Annotated in this window: 15 protein-coding genes and 1 CRISPR repeat array; of the genes, 6 read left to right on the forward strand and 9 right to left on the reverse strand. The window is 42.6% G+C overall.

Features of this window, described 5'->3' with window-relative positions; all coding sequences use genetic code 11:
- Nucleotides 1-28 precede the first annotated feature (28 nt).
- From FD725_RS26235 to FD725_RS26250, 4 genes are all read left to right on the forward strand, one after another.
- Nucleotides 29-1,585: a YcjF family protein gene (locus FD725_RS26235; protein WP_179050849.1), complete on the forward strand. Its 1,557-nt coding sequence runs from the start codon at nucleotides 29-31 to the stop codon at nucleotides 1,583-1,585.
- A 345-nt stretch (nucleotides 1,586-1,930) separates the two neighbouring features.
- Entirely contained in the window at nucleotides 1,931-2,590 is a 660-nt protein-coding gene (locus FD725_RS26240; protein WP_179050850.1) for a hypothetical protein, read from the forward strand.
- Nucleotides 2,591-2,697: 107 nt separating this feature from the next.
- Nucleotides 2,698-3,162, forward strand: a complete 465-nt coding sequence (locus tag FD725_RS26245) for a hypothetical protein (protein ID WP_218653141.1) — start codon at nucleotides 2,698-2,700, stop codon at nucleotides 3,160-3,162.
- A 438-nt stretch (nucleotides 3,163-3,600) separates the two neighbouring features.
- Nucleotides 3,601-5,361 carry a serine/threonine-protein kinase gene (locus tag FD725_RS26250; RefSeq protein WP_179050851.1) on the forward strand — a complete coding sequence of 587 codons (1,761 nt, stop codon included), beginning with the start codon at nucleotides 3,601-3,603 and terminating at the stop codon, nucleotides 5,359-5,361.
- Nucleotides 5,362-5,671: 310 nt separating this feature from the next.
- Nucleotides 5,672-9,532: a CRISPR direct-repeat array (repeat unit 37 nt; unit sequence GTTTCTATTAACTAAAATCCCTATCAGGGATTGAAAC).
- Nucleotides 9,533-9,796: 264 nt separating this feature from the next.
- On the opposite strand, the gene FD725_RS26255 is transcribed toward FD725_RS26250, so the two are convergent.
- Both FD725_RS26255 and hslO read right to left on the reverse strand, forming a co-directional pair.
- Nucleotides 9,797-11,806 (reverse strand): chromosome segregation ATPase, encoded by a 2,010-nt coding sequence (locus tag FD725_RS26255; protein WP_179050852.1) that lies wholly within the window; start codon nucleotides 11,804-11,806, stop codon nucleotides 9,797-9,799.
- Between the two features lie 153 nt (nucleotides 11,807-11,959).
- On the reverse strand, nucleotides 11,960-12,865 hold the full coding sequence (gene hslO / locus FD725_RS26260) for an Hsp33 family molecular chaperone HslO (protein ID WP_179050853.1): 906 nt from the start codon (nucleotides 12,863-12,865) through the stop codon (nucleotides 11,960-11,962).
- Nucleotides 12,866-13,177: 312 nt separating this feature from the next.
- Here hslO and FD725_RS26265 point away from each other — a divergent pair, with 312 nt between their 5' ends.
- Nucleotides 13,178-13,582 (forward strand): hypothetical protein, encoded by a 405-nt coding sequence (locus FD725_RS26265; RefSeq protein ID WP_179051706.1) that lies wholly within the window; start codon nucleotides 13,178-13,180, stop codon nucleotides 13,580-13,582.
- Between the two features lie 311 nt (nucleotides 13,583-13,893).
- On the opposite strand, the gene FD725_RS26270 is transcribed toward FD725_RS26265, so the two are convergent.
- The 5 genes from FD725_RS26270 to nuoH form a co-directional block, all read right to left on the reverse strand.
- Nucleotides 13,894-14,814 (reverse strand): NAD(+) kinase, encoded by a 921-nt coding sequence (locus tag FD725_RS26270; protein ID WP_179050854.1) that lies wholly within the window; start codon nucleotides 14,812-14,814, stop codon nucleotides 13,894-13,896.
- A 6-nt stretch (nucleotides 14,815-14,820) separates the two neighbouring features.
- Entirely contained in the window at nucleotides 14,821-15,126 is a 306-nt protein-coding gene (gene nuoK, locus FD725_RS26275) for an NADH-quinone oxidoreductase subunit NuoK (RefSeq protein WP_006199065.1), read from the reverse strand.
- 42 nt (nucleotides 15,127-15,168) lie between these two features.
- Nucleotides 15,169-15,777: an NADH-quinone oxidoreductase subunit J gene (locus FD725_RS26280; RefSeq protein WP_179050855.1), complete on the reverse strand. Its 609-nt coding sequence runs from the start codon at nucleotides 15,775-15,777 to the stop codon at nucleotides 15,169-15,171.
- A 93-nt stretch (nucleotides 15,778-15,870) separates the two neighbouring features.
- A complete protein-coding gene (ndhI, locus tag FD725_RS26285) occupies nucleotides 15,871-16,455 on the reverse strand; it encodes an NAD(P)H-quinone oxidoreductase subunit I (RefSeq protein WP_179050856.1) in 585 nt (194 codons plus the stop codon).
- A 146-nt stretch (nucleotides 16,456-16,601) separates the two neighbouring features.
- Complete coding sequence (gene nuoH / locus FD725_RS26290) at nucleotides 16,602-17,720, reverse strand: NADH-quinone oxidoreductase subunit NuoH (RefSeq protein WP_179050857.1); 1,119 nt, start codon at nucleotides 17,718-17,720, stop codon at nucleotides 16,602-16,604.
- A gap of 185 nt (nucleotides 17,721-17,905) precedes the next feature.
- Here nuoH and FD725_RS26295 point away from each other — a divergent pair, with 185 nt between their 5' ends.
- On the forward strand, nucleotides 17,906-18,160 hold the full coding sequence (locus FD725_RS26295; protein WP_179050858.1) for a hypothetical protein: 255 nt from the start codon (nucleotides 17,906-17,908) through the stop codon (nucleotides 18,158-18,160).
- Between the two features lie 29 nt (nucleotides 18,161-18,189).
- Here FD725_RS26295 and FD725_RS26300 read toward each other — a convergent pair whose 3' ends face one another.
- Both FD725_RS26300 and sixA read right to left on the reverse strand, forming a co-directional pair.
- Entirely contained in the window at nucleotides 18,190-19,326 is a 1,137-nt protein-coding gene (locus tag FD725_RS26300) for a citrate synthase (protein ID WP_179050859.1), read from the reverse strand.
- 113 nt (nucleotides 19,327-19,439) lie between these two features.
- The gene (gene sixA, locus FD725_RS26305) at nucleotides 19,440-19,934 is read right to left on the reverse strand and encodes a phosphohistidine phosphatase SixA (RefSeq protein WP_179050860.1); all 495 of its coding nucleotides are present in this window, start codon (nucleotides 19,932-19,934) and stop codon (nucleotides 19,440-19,442) included.
- Nucleotides 19,935-20,071: the final 137 nt, after the last annotated feature.

The following is a 20,071-nucleotide window of genomic DNA, read 5'->3' on the forward strand; positions in this document are numbered from 1 at the left end:
GCCCATTGAATATTTACCTGTGCTGCTCATGCCTCTGTCGCGCATAGTTACGCTGATTGTTGGTTTAATCGTGATTTTGGGACTCGCCCTATGGTTGATTGATTCCCTGTCTCGTCTCTATTGGCAATTATCTTACTCGCCACTGTTGGGTAATTTGTTGTTGTTGCTGCTGGTGGTGTTGATTGGTGGTTTAGTCGCGGCTTTTGTCTATTATGTGATGGTATTGCAGGCTGGAGAACAGCGTTCTCGTCGTCGCCGCCAAGTTACACCAGCTCAAATTCCGGCGGCTAAGTCTGATGCAGCTTCGTCCACTTTACAAGCAGTGCGACAACAGGTAGCGCAAATTCAAGATGAAGTTACCCGTCAAGCTTTATTAAGTAAATCACGGGAGATTGAAGCCAATTTAGCGCGGGGAGAGATTCAAGTAGTGGTGTTTGGTACGGGAAGCGCCGGGAAAACTTCTCTAGTGAATGCCATCATGGGGCGGATGGTCGGCAAGGTTGATGCACCAATGGGAACAACTCAAGTTGGAGAAACCTATTGCTTACGGTTGAAAGGATTGGAACGCAAGATTTTAATTACCGATACACCAGGAATTTTAGAGGCTGGGGTAGCGGGAACGGAACGGGAACAATTAGCCAGGGCATTGGCAACAGAGGCAGATTTATTGTTGTTTGTGGTGGATAATGATTTACGCAGGTCAGAATATGAGCCGTTAAAGGGGTTAGCTGAAATTGGTAAGCGATCGCTCTTAGTTCTCAATAAAACTGATCTATATACAGATACAGATAAAGAAGCCATATTAGCACGACTACGGCAACGAGTCAGAGGATTTATTGCCACAAATGATGTCGTAGCGATCGCCGCTAATCCCCAATCTGCTCAAATAGAAACAGGCGAAACTTTCCAACCAGAACCAGATATTGTCCCCTTACTACGACGTATGGCAGCAATTTTACGGGCAGAGGGAGAAGACTTGGTAGCAGATAATATCTTGTTGCAATCTCTGCGGTTAGGCGAAGAAGCCCGCAAACTCATCGATGCTCAACGCCGTCGCCAAGCTGATAAAATCGTTGATCGTTTTCAGTGGATTGGGGCTGGGGTAGTATCTGTCACACCTCTACCTGTAGTCGATTTATTAGCAACGGCTGCTGTCAATGCTCAAATGGTTGTGGAAATTGGCAAAATCTACGGCTGTGAATTAAACATGGAACGAGGACGAGAATTAGCCTTGTCTTTAGCCAAAACTATCGCCAGTTTGGGGATAGTCAAGGGGGCAATTCAATTACTCTCTACCGCTTTACAATTAAATGTTGCCACCTTTGTTGTCGGCAGAGCCATTCAAGGCGTGACAGCCGCTTACCTAACTAGGATAGCTGGTAAAAGTTTTATTGAATACTTTCGCCATGACCAAGACTGGGGTGATGGTGGGATGACAGAAGTCGTGCAGCGACAGTTCCAAATTAACCGCCGCGATGAGTTTATTAAAGCATTTGTGCAACAGGCGATCGCCAAAGTAGTCAAGCCACTCACAGAGAAAGCTGAGGTAATTGAGGAAGCTGATAGTTCCAGAGAATTACCGTAAGTAAGTCGGTGTAAATAATTGTCATTGGGATAAAGCAATAGGCAATAGACATCTCCGAAAAATGAATGTAGAGACGTTGCAGTGCAACGTCTCTACAAGGATTTCGGGCAATTTACTTAATTGTAAAATTTACTTAAAGCAATTATCAGGGAAAATACTTAATTTTTGTGGCTGTATTTGGGATAAACACTGGTCTAGTCAACATTGCCCACAATTTATCCCCTAGACTAATTCATGATTTTTATGTAAATTTCCTTGCATTGACTTGCTATTCTTCATCACTATAGTCAGAAAATATCTAACAGTAGATTTACATAAACATCATTAAACTCATCTCCATCATTTATGAACAAACTATCCCTCGCTACTGCTGCTACCCTCTTGGGTGTTGCTATGCTGGCTGCTATGGGCAATACTCCCGCTAGGGCTGTCAATATCAAAGAATTTCGACTAGTTGGGACATTTGATACTCAACCTGTTGACGGTAATGGCACTGGATTAATTGCCGAATTAGCAGGTGGTTCCTTTGATGGTAGATATACAGTAGATATCGATCAATTACCAGTTGCTAATAATGTTGATGGATTCGCAGAATTGCAAACTTGGAAGATCAATTTACGCAACTCTACCAACACAGTCTTAAAAACCTTCTCGAATTCTCTACCAAATTCCGCCGCCGCCATACTTCCAGACTTTTTCATACCTGGAGACAACATAGTTTTCATCGACGATATAGATAATATTTTCGGTACACTGTTTATATTGAGTTTTAATCCTAATTTTACAGGTAGAGATAAAGGATTGTTGACTGACCTTGCAGAAGATGGACAGTTATTCTCTGGAGTCTTGATTAATCAAGAAGAAGACTTCATCGAGCAAATATTTGTAACTTCCGTAGAGAGTGAACCAGCCCCTGAACCTACTTCCCTTGCAGCTATGGCTATGTTTGGTGCTACGGGGTTATGGATGCAGAGAAAGCACAAACTGAGAAAAAGTTCTTGCTAAATTTTCTCCTCCATATCAACTAAGCTGCATAAATTCGGCAAAAAAACCTGTTAAATAATCGGCAACTAATATTTAGTTGTCATAAACTAACAGTCAAATTTCGAGATATGCTAACAAAAAGCTTAGTTCCCCTACTAGCACTGGGTATCAGCTTAACAGCAGTACCTGTAACCCCAGCCCATGCACAAGCAGTACCTACCTTATATGAGCTGCAAGGCGAGAATATCAAAGTAGTTTACTCAACCACCAGCTTTGATGGTACACCCCGATTCAACTATCAAGATAAGCAACAAACATTACAATTCGTCGGTGAAGATCAAATCCGTACTGTCGGCTTAGAAATCGGCACTTTGGTAACTGTAACCATCGCTAAAACAGTAGATAGAGGCTCAACCTCATTTAGCCTGCTGCTCCCTCCAGTCAATCTAGGACAAAGTAACCAAGCTAAAATCGTCACCAATGGCATCACCACATTCAACCGCTTTAATGTGATTACTCACCTTAACCAAGGACAAACAAAGTTTTATAGAATCACTAATCTAACTGGTACAGCTCAAGCTGTGCAATTTTAACATCCTAATTTTAGTCACAAATTCCTCTGTGTCTTTGTCTTGAAAAGTTCGGAGCGGAGGAAACCTCCGCTCCGACTTTTCGCTGTGCCTCTGTGGTTTTAAAAATGACTTTTTTACCACATAGACCAATACGGTTCAGTTAAGTCGGAAAGCAACTATTGAACCCGTAAGGGTCAATAGTCCAAAAAAACTTGATTTTGACCATTGACTATGGACTATTGACCACCCTCAGAAGGGTTTATTGGTTGAGTGCGTCAGTTTTATAGTTATTGGTGGCAACTTTAGCATTAGACTTAATTTGTACTTGCAGTAACAATACTTAAGGAACTAAGCAGCCAGCTGATTCATCTATGCTACAGTAATCAATCTTTAAGGCTTCCGGAAACAGCAAACCAAGCCAGGAAATCTAAATATAAGGACTAACTCAGTAACCAGCTCATGAACCACCACATGATCGGTAAATTACTGCAAGCACGCTACCAAATTGTTCAAAACCTGGGTTCAGGTGTCTTTGGACAAACATATATCGCTGTAGATGTAAATTACCCACATCAACCCAAGTGTGTTGTTAAACAACTCAAGGTTAGCAATTTTCACCCCAGCTATTTGGATACTCTTAGATTACGTTTTTTAACGGAAACGTCAACCCTGAAGCATTTGGGAGAACATCCCCAGATTCCCAACTTTATTACTTGTTTTGAAGAAAACGAGCGCTTCTACTTAGTACAAGAGTTTATCCCTGGACATGATTTGACTGCGGAATTACCCATCGCTGATAATTGGGGTTCTCTGTGGCGCGAAGATGAAGTGGTAACATTTTTAGAAGATGCTCTCAGTATCCTAGAATTTGTCCACTCCCAAGGTGTGATTCATTGCGATATTAAACCAGAAAATTTAATTAGACGTGCTGTCGATGGCAGATTAGTATTAATTGACTTTGGCTCGATTCAGTCAGTTAATTTTGGCATGGATGGAGATTTATCTATCTATCAAGTTCCAGCAACTTCCTTGGGATATATCCCACCAGAGCAATTTATTGGTCAAACACAACCAAATAGTGATATTTATGCCTTGGGGATGATTGCAATTCAAGCTCTCACAGGCTTTGAACCACTGCAATTAAAGGTAGATCCTTATAATAATGAGATTGTCTGGCGTACTGCTGATATATTAGTCAGTGATTATCTGGCTGCTATCCTCAGCCAAATGATTCGCTATAACTTCCAAGATCGTTTTCAGTCGGCAACTGAGGTGTTGCGCGTTCTGCAACAAATGCAATGGGAGACTTCCGTACCACAAACTGTAGAAGGGAAAATTGCACATATTCCCCCAGCACCTACATCAGATAATTTATCTCCCTTATTCACAGGGATGAAAGTAGGACTAGCTGTTAACTCTCTGTTGATGGGACTAGGAACATATTATCTATTAAATACTTCTCCAGCCCATTCAGAAACCGATATCTTATCTAAAGCTACCAAAGAATATCAAGCCGGAGACCTGCAACAGGCGATCGCTCTAGCTAAACTAATTCCTACTCATAGTAATGTATATCCAGACGCTCAAGCCACTATCGAAGAATGGCAACAGCAATGGCAAACAGCAGCTAAACAATACTCCCTCACTGAACAAGCAGTACTTGAGAGTCGATGGTCAGATGTACTCACCATCGCTAATCAAATCCCAAATATCTCATATTGGCAATCTAAAACTCAAGATTTAGTTCAACAAGCCCAGATCAATATTGAAGTACAAACACAAGATTTACTAGCTAAAGCCTACACCAAAGCGCAAGCCAAGGATTTCTCCTCAGCTTTAGAATATTTGCGGCAAATTCCCTCAGAGAGTTCGGCTGGTGCTTTAGTGCAAAAAAAACTAGCTGAATACAATCAAAAGCGCCAAATTAGAGCCGCTTACTTTTTACACCAAGCCCGTAAGCAAGCTTTAGTCGGTAACTTTGATTATGCTGTCAAGTACCTCCGCAGAATTCCTCAAGATACTCCTGTCTATGCTCAAGCTCAAGCCAAGCTCAATGAGTATACACAAAAACTCCGCCCCCAATCTCAAATACAACCAAAGGTAGCCTACAATGTAGTTTCCGTAACTCAAAAAGCCAAGTCGTTATTTGCTCACAGTTCGATTAATCAGTTACCATTACAACCAGAAAATCAACTGCAAGAAGTAAATATTCAGTGGTAAGGATTAGGAGTTCGACAATCAACCACAAGCAACAAATATTTACGATTGGAGAAAATAGTTGCGTCAACCTATAGGTGTTTTTCCACTCAGAGTGAATTCACCCTTGTAAACCCTTATTCTGTCTAGTTTTCCATCCTGTTTACCAGAAATGAGGTTGACGCAATTTCTCTAACTCCTTACAGGAAGCACATTTTAGCGATTCTTTAAGATGTCACTATTGACAACCCAGCACCTGAAAAGCTACTTTAGTTCCAGGTTGACGAAACAGTACCTTGAAAACCACATATACAAAGGCTTTTAGTCCCCGGCGGTTTCTATTAACTAAAATCCCTATCAGGGATTGAAACGGCTGTAACCGACATGAAGGCGCGAACGGGGAAACAAGTTTCTATTAACTAAAATCCCTATCAGGGATTGAAACTAGCTCTGCCCCGGATGAAATGATAGAGAGATATGTTTCTATTAACTAAAATCCCTATCAGGGATTGAAACTCCCCTGACCTTGGTTTCACAGAAGGTTCAACATCCGTTTCTATTAACTAAAATCCCTATCAGGGATTGAAACGGGAGGCAGTCTAGAAAAGACCAGCCCATGATCTGTTTCTATTAACTAAAATCCCTATCAGGGATTGAAACTGCGATCGCTTCGGCATAGAGATTTTCAATCTCTAGTTTCTATTAACTAAAATCCCTATCAGGGATTGAAACGACCTCAGAGGCGCTAACCTCAGAGGCGCTGACCTCGAAGGTTTCTATTAACTAAAATCCCTATCAGGGATTGAAACAATTCTTTAATGTGGCGAATCTCGCCACTTGTAAGTTTCTATTAACTAAAATCCCTATCAGGGATTGAAACATAGATTTAATCGACAAACCCGTACTTGGACAAGGTTTCTATTAACTAAAATCCCTATCAGGGATTGAAACTGGTAAAGGTGCAGGAGCAACACCTGCGCTTTATAGTTTCTATTAACTAAAATCCCTATCAGGGATTGAAACAAACGTAATCAATATGGTGATTCAGCTCTTGAACCACGTTTCTATTAACTAAAATCCCTATCAGGGATTGAAACAAACTCTTGATTGGATGAATAAGTCGTTTGCGCGAAGTTTCTATTAACTAAAATCCCTATCAGGGATTGAAACCCGGCAAACGCTCAAAGTACTGGGCCTGTTGCTGAGTTTCTATTAACTAAAATCCCTATCAGGGATTGAAACGTACTTAAGTTTCCCGAATAGAAGATAGTATTGCCGTTTCTATTAACTAAAATCCCTATCAGGGATTGAAACCAGATTCATATCGCTGCTGATACTCACTTCTAAATTGTTTCTATTAACTAAAATCCCTATCAGGGATTGAAACAAAATACCAAGAATTGCAGTACAAAAAGCCAAAACTGTTTCTATTAACTAAAATCCCTATCAGGGATTGAAACAAGTTTAAGATTCTTCAAATTCTCCAAACGTCTAAAGTTTCTATTAACTAAAATCCCTATCAGGGATTGAAACTTATTATTTCTAATCAAAGAGGAATATCAACTGGAGTTTCTATTAACTAAAATCCCTATCAGGGATTGAAACCCGTCAGATGATATTCCTAATTGTTTGCAAGCAGCAAAGTTTCTATTAACTAAAATCCCTATCAGGGATTGAAACACTGGCAGCATTCAACTTGACCGCAACTTTGAGCAGAGTTTCTATTAACTAAAATCCCTATCAGGGATTGAAACCGCCCTGTGATCGCCTATAGGTGATTATCCAGCAGTTTCTATTAACTAAAATCCCTATCAGGGATTGAAACGAGGCTTATTTTCGGTTATTGGAACTTGTTTCGTTGAGTTTCTATTAACTAAAATCCCTATCAGGGATTGAAACATCACTGTCTGAAATCACCCAATCTATTAAATAGGTTTCTATTAACTAAAATCCCTATCAGGGATTGAAACCCTCAGTTGGTTGATGTTGAACTCGTCCCACCAAGTTTCTATTAACTAAAATCCCTATCAGGGATTGAAACTTAATAAAAACAATTTCAACTATTATATCAGATGAGTTTCTATTAACTAAAATCCCTATCAGGGATTGAAACCTTGTTCATCCATTAATCCATCGATTTCTAAAGTTTCTATTAACTAAAATCCCTATCAGGGATTGAAACAAAATACTCATCAGGAAGAACGATTTTGCTAAAAGTTTCTATTAACTAAAATCCCTATCAGGGATTGAAACAAGCCTTGTGAAAACAACAAAAAATTAACACTGAGTTTCTATTAACTAAAATCCCTATCAGGGATTGAAACATCAAGTGATCGCGCGTATCGCTCAACTTCCTCTAAGGTTTCTATTAACTAAAATCCCTATCAGGGATTGAAACCGATTCCTTGAATGTGGCCACAATCATTCTGCCCTCGTTTCTATTAACTAAAATCCCTATCAGGGATTGAAACTTCATCATCATAATTATCATCTTCCTCTACTAAGGGTTTCTATTAACTAAAATCCCTATCAGGGATTGAAACGAAGCAATTTGCAGCAGAATACAAGGGTGAAGTTTCTATTAACTAAAATCCCTATCAGGGATTGAAACGATATACTCCCTGGCTTGAGTGACTATCCTTCAAGTTTCTATTAACTAAAATCCCTATCAGGGATTGAAACTAGATTTGCCATTTGTGCCATTTACGAAAATGGGTTTCTATTAACTAAAATCCCTATCAGGGATTGAAACTGCTAGCACTTCCATGTACCAGCCAGCATCGCCGCGTTTCTATTAACTAAAATCCCTATCAGGGATTGAAACTACCCACTCCTCATGCTGAAGTCGGTAAAATTTGTTTCTATTAACTAAAATCCCTATCAGGGATTGAAACAACCGCACGGCCAGCCAGACGGGCGCGTCATTCAGGTTTCTATTAACTAAAATCCCTATCAGGGATTGAAACAAGTGCGATCGCTTGTCTTGTTGGGCTGGCGATTGCGTTTCTATTAACTAAAATCCCTATCAGGGATTGAAACGATTTGGATTTGCAGCGATCGCTCACGCTCTTGAGGTTTCTATTAACTAAAATCCCTATCAGGGATTGAAACAAAAAAAATCACTCACTGAGGCGGCCACTAAAGTTTCTATTAACTAAAATCCCTATCAGGGATTGAAACACAGGCGAAGTTGATTTGGTTGTGGCTGATGCCCTCCGTTTCTATTAACTAAAATCCCTATCAGGGATTGAAACCACTCAAGGGAACTAAGAACAATAAACGGAGAGTTTTTGGCGTTTCTATTAACTAAAATCCCTATCAGGGATTGAAACAGACAGAAGATTTACTAATCGCTGCAAAGACCAAGTTTCTATTAACTAAAATCCCTATCAGGGATTGAAACAACCCAGTATTAATTTTTTGAGAAAGCAAGCCGCCGTTTCTATTAACTAAAATCCCTATCAGGGATTGAAACAAAAATGACATCTTACAAACTCAGCAGCAGGAAAAGTTTCTATTAACTAAAATCCCTATCAGGGATTGAAACCTATCCAGTGGGTATCGTGTTGGGGCGCAGTTTTGTTTCTATTAACTAAAATCCCTATCAGGGATTGAAACAGTACCGGGTAATCCGCGTAATCCGTCACGCCGTTTCTATTAACTAAAATCCCTATCAGGGATTGAAACGTCACTTGAACAACTATTTGGTGCAGGAGTTAGCCAGTTTCTATTAACTAAAATCCCTATCAGGGATTGAAACATCGATGAGATGAGCGATCGCACTCCATCCGCCAGTGTTTCTATTAACTAAAATCCCTATCAGGGATTGAAACAAGCAGACATGAAAACAGAGGGATGGTTTACCTAAGTTTCTATTAACTAAAATCCCTATCAGGGATTGAAACAGGTAACAATTATTGTAAAATTCATCATCCACAAGTTTCTATTAACTAAAATCCCTATCAGGGATTGAAACGAGAACATCAAAATAAGTACCTGTGTCTAGCTTGCGTTTCTATTAACTAAAATCCCTATCAGGGATTGAAACCTCAATGGTGATATGGATGAGCCAATAACTTTAGCAGTTTCTATTAACTAAAATCCCTATCAGGGATTGAAACTGGTAATTGGGGGGGAGTGCAGCAATATCAACTTGAGGTTTCTATTAACTAAAATCCCTATCAGGGATTGAAACTATCCCATATCATTGCCACAATGAGAAGTAAGACAGTATTTGTAGTGGCGTGTCTAAACTAAAATGTTGCAATAGATTTAGAGAAAATTAACCGCAGATGGACACAGATAGACGCGGATGATAATGCACGATTTTAGCCTAGACACGCCACTACGTAATTTTTAGAAATCAAATATGAGTTCTAGATATCCTGGAATTCTTTGAAAATTCAGAGATTTGAACACTGCAAATTTCTACAAAAGGCAAATTAGAAACCAATTAAAACTACAACCCATTAATAGTAGGTGAAGGCTCAACTGGCTGGGGTGTGGGATTGAGGAATTGCTGCCAAATGCGGATTTGCTCTTGGGCAGCACCATAAACAGAACTGCTACGAGGAATTAATCGAGCAGTTTCAATAGCCTGAGATAAATTAGAAGTTCCCTCAGAACGGGCAATATCTAATAATTGCTGACTCCACTGCTCGATACCTACATTGGCATCCATCCGTAAGATGCTGTTATTAGATATCTGATTAGCCAGGCGGATGGCTTCAGCCAAAGCTTGTGGCGTGCCGGGAATAGCAGCTTCTCTGGCTTTGTTCCAATTTTCTCTGGCGCGAATTTGCGATCGCCAATCATCAATCGCCTCTTGTGCCTCACCAGCCAGCGCCCTGCCAGATGAAGCGATGGGTTGAGCTGTATTGATAGCTGCGGATAAATCACCCCTCCCGGCTAATTCCCGTGCTTGATCTAAATAGGGTTGATCTTGGATACGTTGCACCTTACCCACCCAAGTGCGGATTCTGCGGCGTGCTTCTGGATACAATGCTCGACCCTGGCGAATTTGACTAGCCTCAGCGATCGCCGCTTGCAAGGAGTTAACATCTTCTAATAAGGCAATTTGGTCTGCTCGATCTAAATAAGGTCTATCTTCAATAGTTTCGACTTGTGCTGCCCAACGGTTAACCTCTTGCCTAGCCTCCGAACCACGGGGATTACTACCAGGGATCAATTGTGCTTCAGCAATGGCCGCAGTTAAATCGTTGACAGTACCTTGATTCGCTAAAGTCCGCGCTTTTTCTAACCGGGCAACATCTTCAATTTCTAATTGCCAGCGAGCAATTAACTCTTGTGCCTGATTATAGTTTGGTCTTGACGGATTAATTTGTTGGGCTTGGCTAATTGCTGTTTCTAAACCTGCCACATTACCCAACCAAGCATTCCTTTGAGCATCAGCCAGGGCAATAAAATCTTCAACCTCGGACTGCAAACCTGTACTTTCTGGGATTTGTCTAGCAATATCTAAAGCTGTATCGGCATCCTTTTCATCCATCTTCGACTGTGCCAACTCCAGCATTTTCCGTCCAAATGCCGGAATTGATTCTTGCGCTTTGCGATAGAGATAACTATTTTGTCCAATCGACTCAGCCAGTTTAATTGCTGCTAATAAATTATCTACTACCTTGCTATCAGCCAATCTTTGAGCCTTGGCTAACTTTTCCACATCATCCTTGGCTGAAGTGATGATGTTAGTCAATTCATCGTATTTAGTACTTGACCAATATTTATTATCGACACGCAGTAGTTTCGAGGCTATCATAAACGCCGATTGCCAACGCTGTTGGCGTAACTCCTCCTCGGCATTATTGTATATACCTACTGCTTTATCCCAGATAGTCTGCCACTTAGTTATTTGCTCATCGACTAACTTAAATGCTGACAAGTCTGGGGGGATTTTTCTGGCAGTAGCGATCGCCTCTTCTAAATTTCCTGCCTGAAAACTTTGGTCTGCCAGTTGTAAAATATCCCTTGACCATTGTTCTAAAAACCGTTCTACCTCACCTTGGAGAGGGTGGTCTGATGGTAACTGCTTGACTAAAGCGATCGCTTGCAACAAGTCACTCACAGTTTGCTTAGAAGCTGCCAACTGAGCGCAATGTATCCGCACAGAAGCACTTGCCAAGGGCCAAAAAATTGCTGGACAGTTAGGCGCAGATGGTAACTTGAGCAGCATGGCCATAGCCACAAATGCGATTGTGCCAGGAACTAAGGTTAACAACAAAGACCACAACATCCAGCTTTTCATCCAGCTGGGCAACCTGTTGTGAATTTTCCGAATCGGCTGAGTTGTTTTTTGGGTATTGTTTTCCGTTGGCTGTGGCACAGAATCAGTAAGAGGGACACCATACACTTGGTTTTCACCGATTGTTGGCGATCGGGAGAATCCTTCCATATCATCTGGATTGCCGCCTCTGCTTGGATGCCAACTTTCTGGGGTATCCCGCTTCGTCATCTCTCACACCAAAATATGTTGAATAGCGATCTGTTTTAGAATGATAATGCTATTTTTGCCATAGTAACTTTCTCATAATTTCCTAGCTACTTGCTACATTATCTTTCCCATAGATACCATTAATAGTTGGTAGATTCAGCGTCCAATTATACTTTAACCTGAAACTGAAGACTCTGCTTGTAAGTCCACAATCAGTTGGGCTAAATCATCACTACTTGCTTGATACACTCTGCCACAAAAGTCGCAAGTCGCCTCGGCCCCATCGTCCTTAACAATCATATCTTGTAATTCGGACTCTCCCAGCATTTTTAATGCCCCTAACACCCGGTCAAACGAACAACCACAGTGAAAGCGTAGTATCTGGCTTTCTGGGAAAATTGTCAACCCCATATCGCCTAAAAGATCCTGAAAAATTTCTGGCAACGACTTACCCACTTGCAACAGAGGAGTGAACCCTGACAAACCAGCCACTCTTGATTCTAGAGTTGCTACCAAAGCCTCATCCCTCGCAGCTTTCGGTAATACCTGTACCAGCAACCCACCAGCAGCCGTCACCCCAGATTCCCCGACAAACACCCCTAAAACCAAAGCTGAAGGCGTTTGCTCTGAACTCACCAGATAATGAGCAACATCATCGCCAATTTCTCCGGAAACCAGTTCTACCGTACTAGAGTAAGGATAACCGTAACCAATATCTTTCACTACATAGAGAAAGCCATTGCCAACCGCACCACCCACATCCAGCTTACCCCGATCATTGGGAGGCAATTCTATATGTGGATTACCTACATAACCCCGCACAGTCCCATCTAAGCCCGCATCTACCAATATCCCACCCAAAGGCCCATCGCCCTTCACTCGGACATTCACCCTAGATCCTACGCGCTTCATACTAGAAGCCATCAATAAACCAGCCGACATAGTCCGACCAAGAGCCGCCGTTGCCACATAAGAAAGCTGGTGACGCTGCCGTGCTTCTTCTGCCAAGCGTGTAGTAATCACACCTACAGCCCGAATTCCACCTTCGGCTGCTGTAGCGCGAATTAATTGATCCGCCATGAAGAACCTTACCAATAAATAGTATTTAAACAAGTACCTTTGCTCTAGAGCTTAGGCACGTAAGTAGCAATCATTATAACAAAACTTAACATATACATAAATTACTTAGCCCTGTTGGGGCGATGCAGCCCGTGCTGAGTGAGGGAGTGAGGAGACAAGGGGACAGTGAGATAAGAATAATGACTAATGACTAATGACTAATGACTAATGACTAATGACTATTGACTATTGACTATTGACCATTGACCATACCCATTCCCCCCAAATTCATTTAGCATTGTGATAGAAACTTCCCCCATCCAGCGTCTACAAATGCTAGGTAATTTCCAACAAACGCAACTGCGAATCGAAATCACAGCATCAGCAAATACTATTCGTGATAGCTTACTACGTCCTGAGCAGTTACAAAAATGGCTCATTGGTCAGCGCTTTGCCCAAAGCATCCCAGAAGAACTACACCAAGGATTACAATTTACAACCTGGACTGGGCCAGTCGCAGTTCATCATCGGGTAGATGTAGCCAAAGCCAACTGTCTACGCTTGTTGCTCAGTGGCGGTATTGATGGTTTTCACGAATGGTACTGGGGAGATGGTTGGGTACAGTCTCGCTTGGAAGGAATATCTTTTTTGCCCTTAAATTTAGGACAAACCATAAGTTTATTGAGCTTGCGTCAGTTTTTAAGCGCAGAGACTAGTACCGTAATTCGTAATTCGTAATTCGTAATACCGCTACGCCGAAGCAAGCTACGTCATACTCTACGGGAGCGTTTCTCAGTTAAGTGAGGTACATATTTTTTAGTCAACAGAGGCTACCGGCATTTCTCACAACCAGTAGGGACGGGTTAATACAGTTATCAGTTAACGCTGATTCAATTATCTTGACTGATAACTGTTCACTGTTAAAGTGGGAGACTTAAACCCAATGATCTTGACTGATAACTGTTTACTGATAACTCATAACTGATTTAACCCGCCCCTACAACCTCTGGACTAGACAGGTGTACTTCATCGGCATGAAAATCGCTATATTAATTTTTGTGGTTATCAGTATAGCGAACCCTAGTACCAGCCCAAAGTAACTTCTCTCGCAGAGTTTGATAATATGAATTGTTTTCCCGCAAGACAATAAATTTAGCTAGACAATCAGCCATACGTATATCCACCCGATGTCCAGGCCAAATCGATGTAGCTAAAACTCCATCCATCCATAACTTAGTACTCAAATCATAGTCTCCCAACGGCCAAATACTGACAACAGAACCTGCGGGGAGGACTAGAGGACGGCTAGAAAGACTCATGGGACAGATGGGAGTGATGGTAATCGCTTCCATGCCATCGTGCATAATCGGGCCATTGGCGGAGACAGTATAACCAGTCGAACCTGTAGGAGTGGAAACAATCAACCCATCGCCTACATATTGGTCTACCACTTCGCCATCAATTTCCATCTCTAAGATAGAAGTGATCATCCTGTCAGCAGAAGCGGGTTTGACACAAAATTCATTCAATCCCAGGTAGCGTTCGCTGACTGGTTCCAAATTCGTCCGATGTCCTTCAAAAACCGTTGCTTGCAACATCATCCGCCTTTGGACAGCGTATCGGTCTTCAAATAACCGATCCCAAACCTGCTCTGTATCTTGAAATTCTTCCACTGACTCGGTTAAGAAGCCTAGATGACCCCCCACATTCACACCGAGAATGGGGATACCGACTGGGGCTAAATGTCTAGCACTAGTGAGGACTGTGCCGTCACCACCGAGGACAATTGCCAGATCGATTGGTTGTCCGGCGGAAGCCAAAAAGACCGGATAAGGGTTATCTTTTGGCCCGCTAGGCCCCATTAAGACCTGACAATCACGACTTTCTAATTGTTTGGCGCAGATTTCTGCCCAACGTTTGCTTTGGGAGTCCCGCGCCTTATAGGCAATGATTACCTGCTTGAGTTGCACACGCAATTACCACTTCAGGAGATTAAACTGCTCCATATCGACAGTATCACGGTTGCGATAAATGGCAAGCACGATCGCTAAACCTACTGCCGCTTCAGCAGCTGCCACGGTAATCACAAACACGGTGAAAACCTGACCTTTAATTAATGTTGAGTCAAGGAAGTTGGAAAATGCCATTAAATTCAAATTAACAGCATTTAGCAGCAATTCAATCGACATCAACACGCGCACAGCGTTACGACTGGTGATTAAACCATAAATGCCGATACAGAATAAAGCTGCTGCTAGTAATAAAAAGTACTGGAGTTGCATGAGTCCTTGTATTCTCGTGGAAAAATCTGGCTTGTTATGTTGTTAGTCTGGAGTTTCGCTACCGGCTGAAACCAGTTCTCTAGGACGTTCTGGTAAGGTCAGCACTGTTTGCTGTAATTCTGATGATGTCACTTCCGGCAAGTACTCCCGACGTGCCAAAATAATTGCTCCTACCATTGCCATCAACAATAATACTGATGCCAGTTCAAACGGTAGCAAGAAGTCGCTGAAGAAATGTTCTCCAATCAACACTATGGAAGTCTCTCCAGATTGCGGAGTGGTTGAGTAAGCCCAAGGTGTTGCTAATACCATCGTACTTAAGAGTGCAAACAATCCCACACTGACGATCGCTGTCAAGACTTTCCGCACACCAGTACTAGGAAAGGGTGTAAAATCTTGTCGCTTGTTGACCAACATAATGGCAAACAAAATCAACACATTCACCGCCCCTACATAAATAAGCACTTGCGCTGCGGCGACAAAATCACCATTTAACAACAAGTACATTCCGGCGATGCTAATGAACACACCCCCTAGCAAAAAGGCCGAATAAACAATGCTGGACGCTAGCACCACACCAAGGGCTGCTCCAATCATCATTACTGCCAGTATGCCAAAGGAAACAACCTGTACTCCTTCTGCTAGATTCACTGTTTTTTGTCCTCAGTTAATAGTCAATGGTCAATAGTCAACAGTCAATGGTTAAATCGCTATGGACTTTTGACTGTTGACTGTGGACTAAATTCATTTTTCTGTTGTTTCTACCAAGTCTTCTGGACGAGCGCCGGCGCGGGGTGCATCTGCGGGTAGTCCGTGGGGTTCAAGTACGCCTTTGGGTAGATAAACCAATTCGCGTAATGGTGTCACCATTGGGTCATCAGTAACTTTGTAGGGCAGACGACCTAAAGCCACACTATCATAGTTCAGCTCATGGCGATCGTAAGTTGAGAGTTCGTATTCTTCTGTCATTGATAGACAGTTAGTTGGGCAATATTCCACACAGTTACCACAGAAAATACAAACACCGAAATCGATGCTGTAGTGATTGAGTTTTTTCTTTTTAGTAGCTTTATCGAATTCCCAATCAACAACGGGGAGGTTAATCGGACAAACCCGCACACAGACTTCACAGGCGATACACTTATCAAATTCATAGTGAATTCGACCGCGAAACCGTTCACCAGGAATGAGTTTTTCGTAAGGGTACTGGACTGTAACTGGACGGCGACGCATATGGTCAAAAGTTACAGATAGTCCCTGACCAATGGAACGTCCAGCTTGTACTGCTTCTTTGGCGTAATCACCAACTTGCTTCAGGAACTTGAGCATTTTGTCTCTCTCTCTTGTGTTAATCGTCAGTTGTCAGTTGTCAGTTGTCATTGGCCATTGGTCTGAGGACTAATGACCCTTACGGGTTCGCTAGTCGCTCATGGGGGAAACCCCCAAGACCGCGCTAGCTCACTAATGACTCATGACTAACCGCCGAAGGCAACGGGAAAGGCAAGTTTCAGGGCTGCGGTTAAAAGTAGGTTAACTAGACCGACTGGTAAGAGAAACTTCCAACCTAAATCTAGCAATTGGTCAATCCGTACCCGTGGTACTGTCCAACGCAACAGGATCGCAATAAAGATGAGAAAATAAGCTTTGAGTAAGGTCATAGTGATACCCAAAGCTGCATTCACTACCTGCAATAGAGGAGTGACTTCACTGAATCCTAACCAATTGGCTATGACATTGATGGGAATGGGAAAATCCCAACCACCCAAGTATAAAACTGCTACTAATAGGGCAGAAAGTACGAGGTTAACGTAAGAACTGAGGTAAAATAGCGCAAATTTCATCCCTGAGTATTCAGTTTGATAGCCTGCGACTAGTTCTTCTTCCGCTTCTGGTAAGTCAAAGGGTAAGCGTTCGCACTCAGCTAGGGCGGCTATCCAAAAGATCAGAAAACCGAGGGGTTGTCGCCAAATGTTCCAACCCAGGATACCGTAACCTGATTGTTGGTTGACAATATCCACTGTACTGAGGCTGTTAGACATCATAGCGATCGCCAACACACTCAAAGCCAAAGGAATTTCATAACTGATAGACTGGGCAGCAGCTCGCAAGCCCCCCAAAAGGGAGTACTTGTTATTAGAAGAGTAACCAGCCATCAACAAGCCAATGGGTTGAATGCTCGATAAAGCAATCCACAAAAATATCCCTGTACTCACATTGGTAATGAGGATATTCTGTCCAAAGGGAACAATCAAATAAGACAGAAATACTGGTAGAACCACGAGAATCGGGCCGAGGGTGAATAGCCAAGGGTCGGCTTTAGCTGGCACAATATCTTCTTTAAATACCAACTTTAGACCATCTGCCACTGGCGCTAGCAAACCCAAAGGCCCTATGTATTCAGGGCCAATTCGCTGCTGGGCGGCGGCAGAAATTTTGCGTTCTAGCCAAACACAAACCAGCACCCCCACTGTTGCTCCAATGAGCATAAGTATCATGGGCAGAGGCATCCAAATCGCTTTAGCAGCTCCTGGTGGGATGCCTAAATCCGTTAGGGATTGAATAAACGTTCCTTGGAGGTCAATTCCTGAATTCATGTTTTCGCTCTTTAAGTCATCAAGTCATGGTGAGTTACAATCATTAGCTAAACTAATATTTATCACTTCACCCATTTGGATCTCTGCTGAGATGACACCTGATTGAAGATTTGTTGCCAATTCCCATTGCCTAGTATATCGTTGGATGGTTTTTGCCTTTTGTCGCTATCTATCAACTTCTACTTATGGCTGGGATTGGGATTGGCTATAGGGGGATGGGGATTGGGTATTGGGTATTGGGTATTGGGTATTGGGTGCTGAGTGTAAAGAATGTTTTTCATCTGCTCTATTCCCCTGCTTGTGTGCCTTTTCCCAGTCCTCAGTCCCCAGTCCCCAGTCCCCAGTCCCCAGTCCCCAGTCCCCAGTCCCCAGTCCCCAGTCCCTCAGCCGAGCATCACAAAACTGCCGCTTCCAGTTTGGCAACGGTTGTCAGCTGGTGATTGATTGTCTGATGCCCCATAATTGCTAGTTACCGTTTGTCAATGGGGGTGTAAGTTACCTCGTGTTTGCCACTATACACCTGAGTGGGTCGGAAGATGCGGTTTTCTTCGAGTTGTTCCTTCCAGTGAGCTAACCAACCGGCGACGCGGGCGATCGCAAATATTGGTGTAAACAAGTCTGTTGGTATGCCCATTTTTCGATACACTAAACCGGAATAAAAGTCAACATTGGGGAAAATTCCTTTGTGACCGAGTTTTTCTTCGACTACCCGTTCCATCTCTTGGGCAATGTCGTAATATTTATCGGCTCCAAACTTGTCAAATAACTGTTCTGCCAGATGTTGCAAAATTGTCGCTCGTGGGTCTTTCACCTTGTAAACACGATGTCCAAAGCCCATGAGCTTCTCTTTGCGTAGCAGCCTTTCCTCGACGTAAGGACGGACATTTGCCACAGAACCAATTTCTTCCAACATCTGAATCACTTCTTCATTGGCTCCCCCGTGCAAGGGGCCGCCCAAAGTACCGACGGCGCTAGCAACCACGGCGTAGGGGTCAGTTAAGGTGGAAGCTGTCACCCTAGCACTGAAGGTGGAAGCATTCATGGTATGTTCCACATGCAGAATCAAGCAGACATCAAAGATTTTGGCTGCTAAAGCATCTGGCTCCTTTTCGTTGAGCATATACAAGAAGTTGGCGGAATAATCTAAGTCATCCCGTGGTTTTACCGGGTCGTTGCCTTTCCGCATTAACTGGAATGCTGCCACCATTGTGGGAATAGTCGCTATTAAGCGCACCACGGCATCCCGAATGTAGACAGGATTAGTTAAATCCCGCCGGGAATAAAACAAGCCCAAAGCCGCAGCAGAAGCTTGGAGAGCATCCATCGGATGACCGCTTTCCGGGAAGCATTTCATCATGTCTCGAATGCGGTATTTAATCCGCCTATGGAGACGAACTTCCTCTTCAAATTCTTTCAATTCCTCCTGATTTGGCAATTCACCCCAGATTAAGAGATAAGCAGTTTCCAGAAAAGTACTTTTTTCTGCTAATTCTTCAATCCGGATGCCACGATACTCTAGTATTCCCTTTTGCCCATCTACATAACTGATACTCGATTGGGCGGCGGGAATGCCCTCTAAACCAGGCCTAAATTCGCACACCATCATGGCAACACCATTTGCTTTGTAAAATATCCGATCAAGCTAACTTACCAGAAATTATTGTCGCCATAACAGTAGCCGATCAAACAACAATTCTTTAGAGAAAGGTTGCTAAACTGTTATAGCAAGTACCTGGGTTGTGTCAACAAAAACATCTGACTCTGACCCACAGGAGAACCAATTTCTGGTAGTTTTACTCCGATCATACCTGCTTTTTTCAGGACTAAGCTGTCTTTGGCTTCCCCCCAAAGGAGAATTTCTGCCCAATTGCTTAAACAAGGCTCATGCCCTACTAAAGCGAGTTGAACATTTTCAGCAAAATTTTTCGGTTTTAGCCAATAATCTAGCCAACTAGCGATATGACCATTAGGTGCTAGGTGGTTAGATTCTTCTACTTGAGAACTGAGTCCAGCTGCTAACAGAATTTCTGCTGTTTGTTTGGCACGGACTAGAGGACTGGTGACAATTAAATCGAAATGCAAGTCCAGCTTGACAAGGCGATGAGCTACCTTCTCAGTTTTTTGCCTTCCTTCCTTGGTCAGGCTACGTAGTTCATCTTGAATGCCAGATTGATGTTCTTCAGCAATGCCGTGACGAATTAGATACAGTTCCACGATTTGAGTCCAGAGTGCCGAGTTAGGAGTTACTCTTGATGTGAAATTAACATATCCTCTTCTCGAATACTACGTACCCAAGTAGTACTGTCAGCTAAATTTTGGCGATCGCACTAGTTTCCTCAGATGAATATCAT

The organism is Nostoc sp. TCL26-01 (genome assembly GCF_013393945.1).
Lineage (GTDB): Bacteria > Cyanobacteriota > Cyanobacteriia > Cyanobacteriales > Nostocaceae > Trichormus.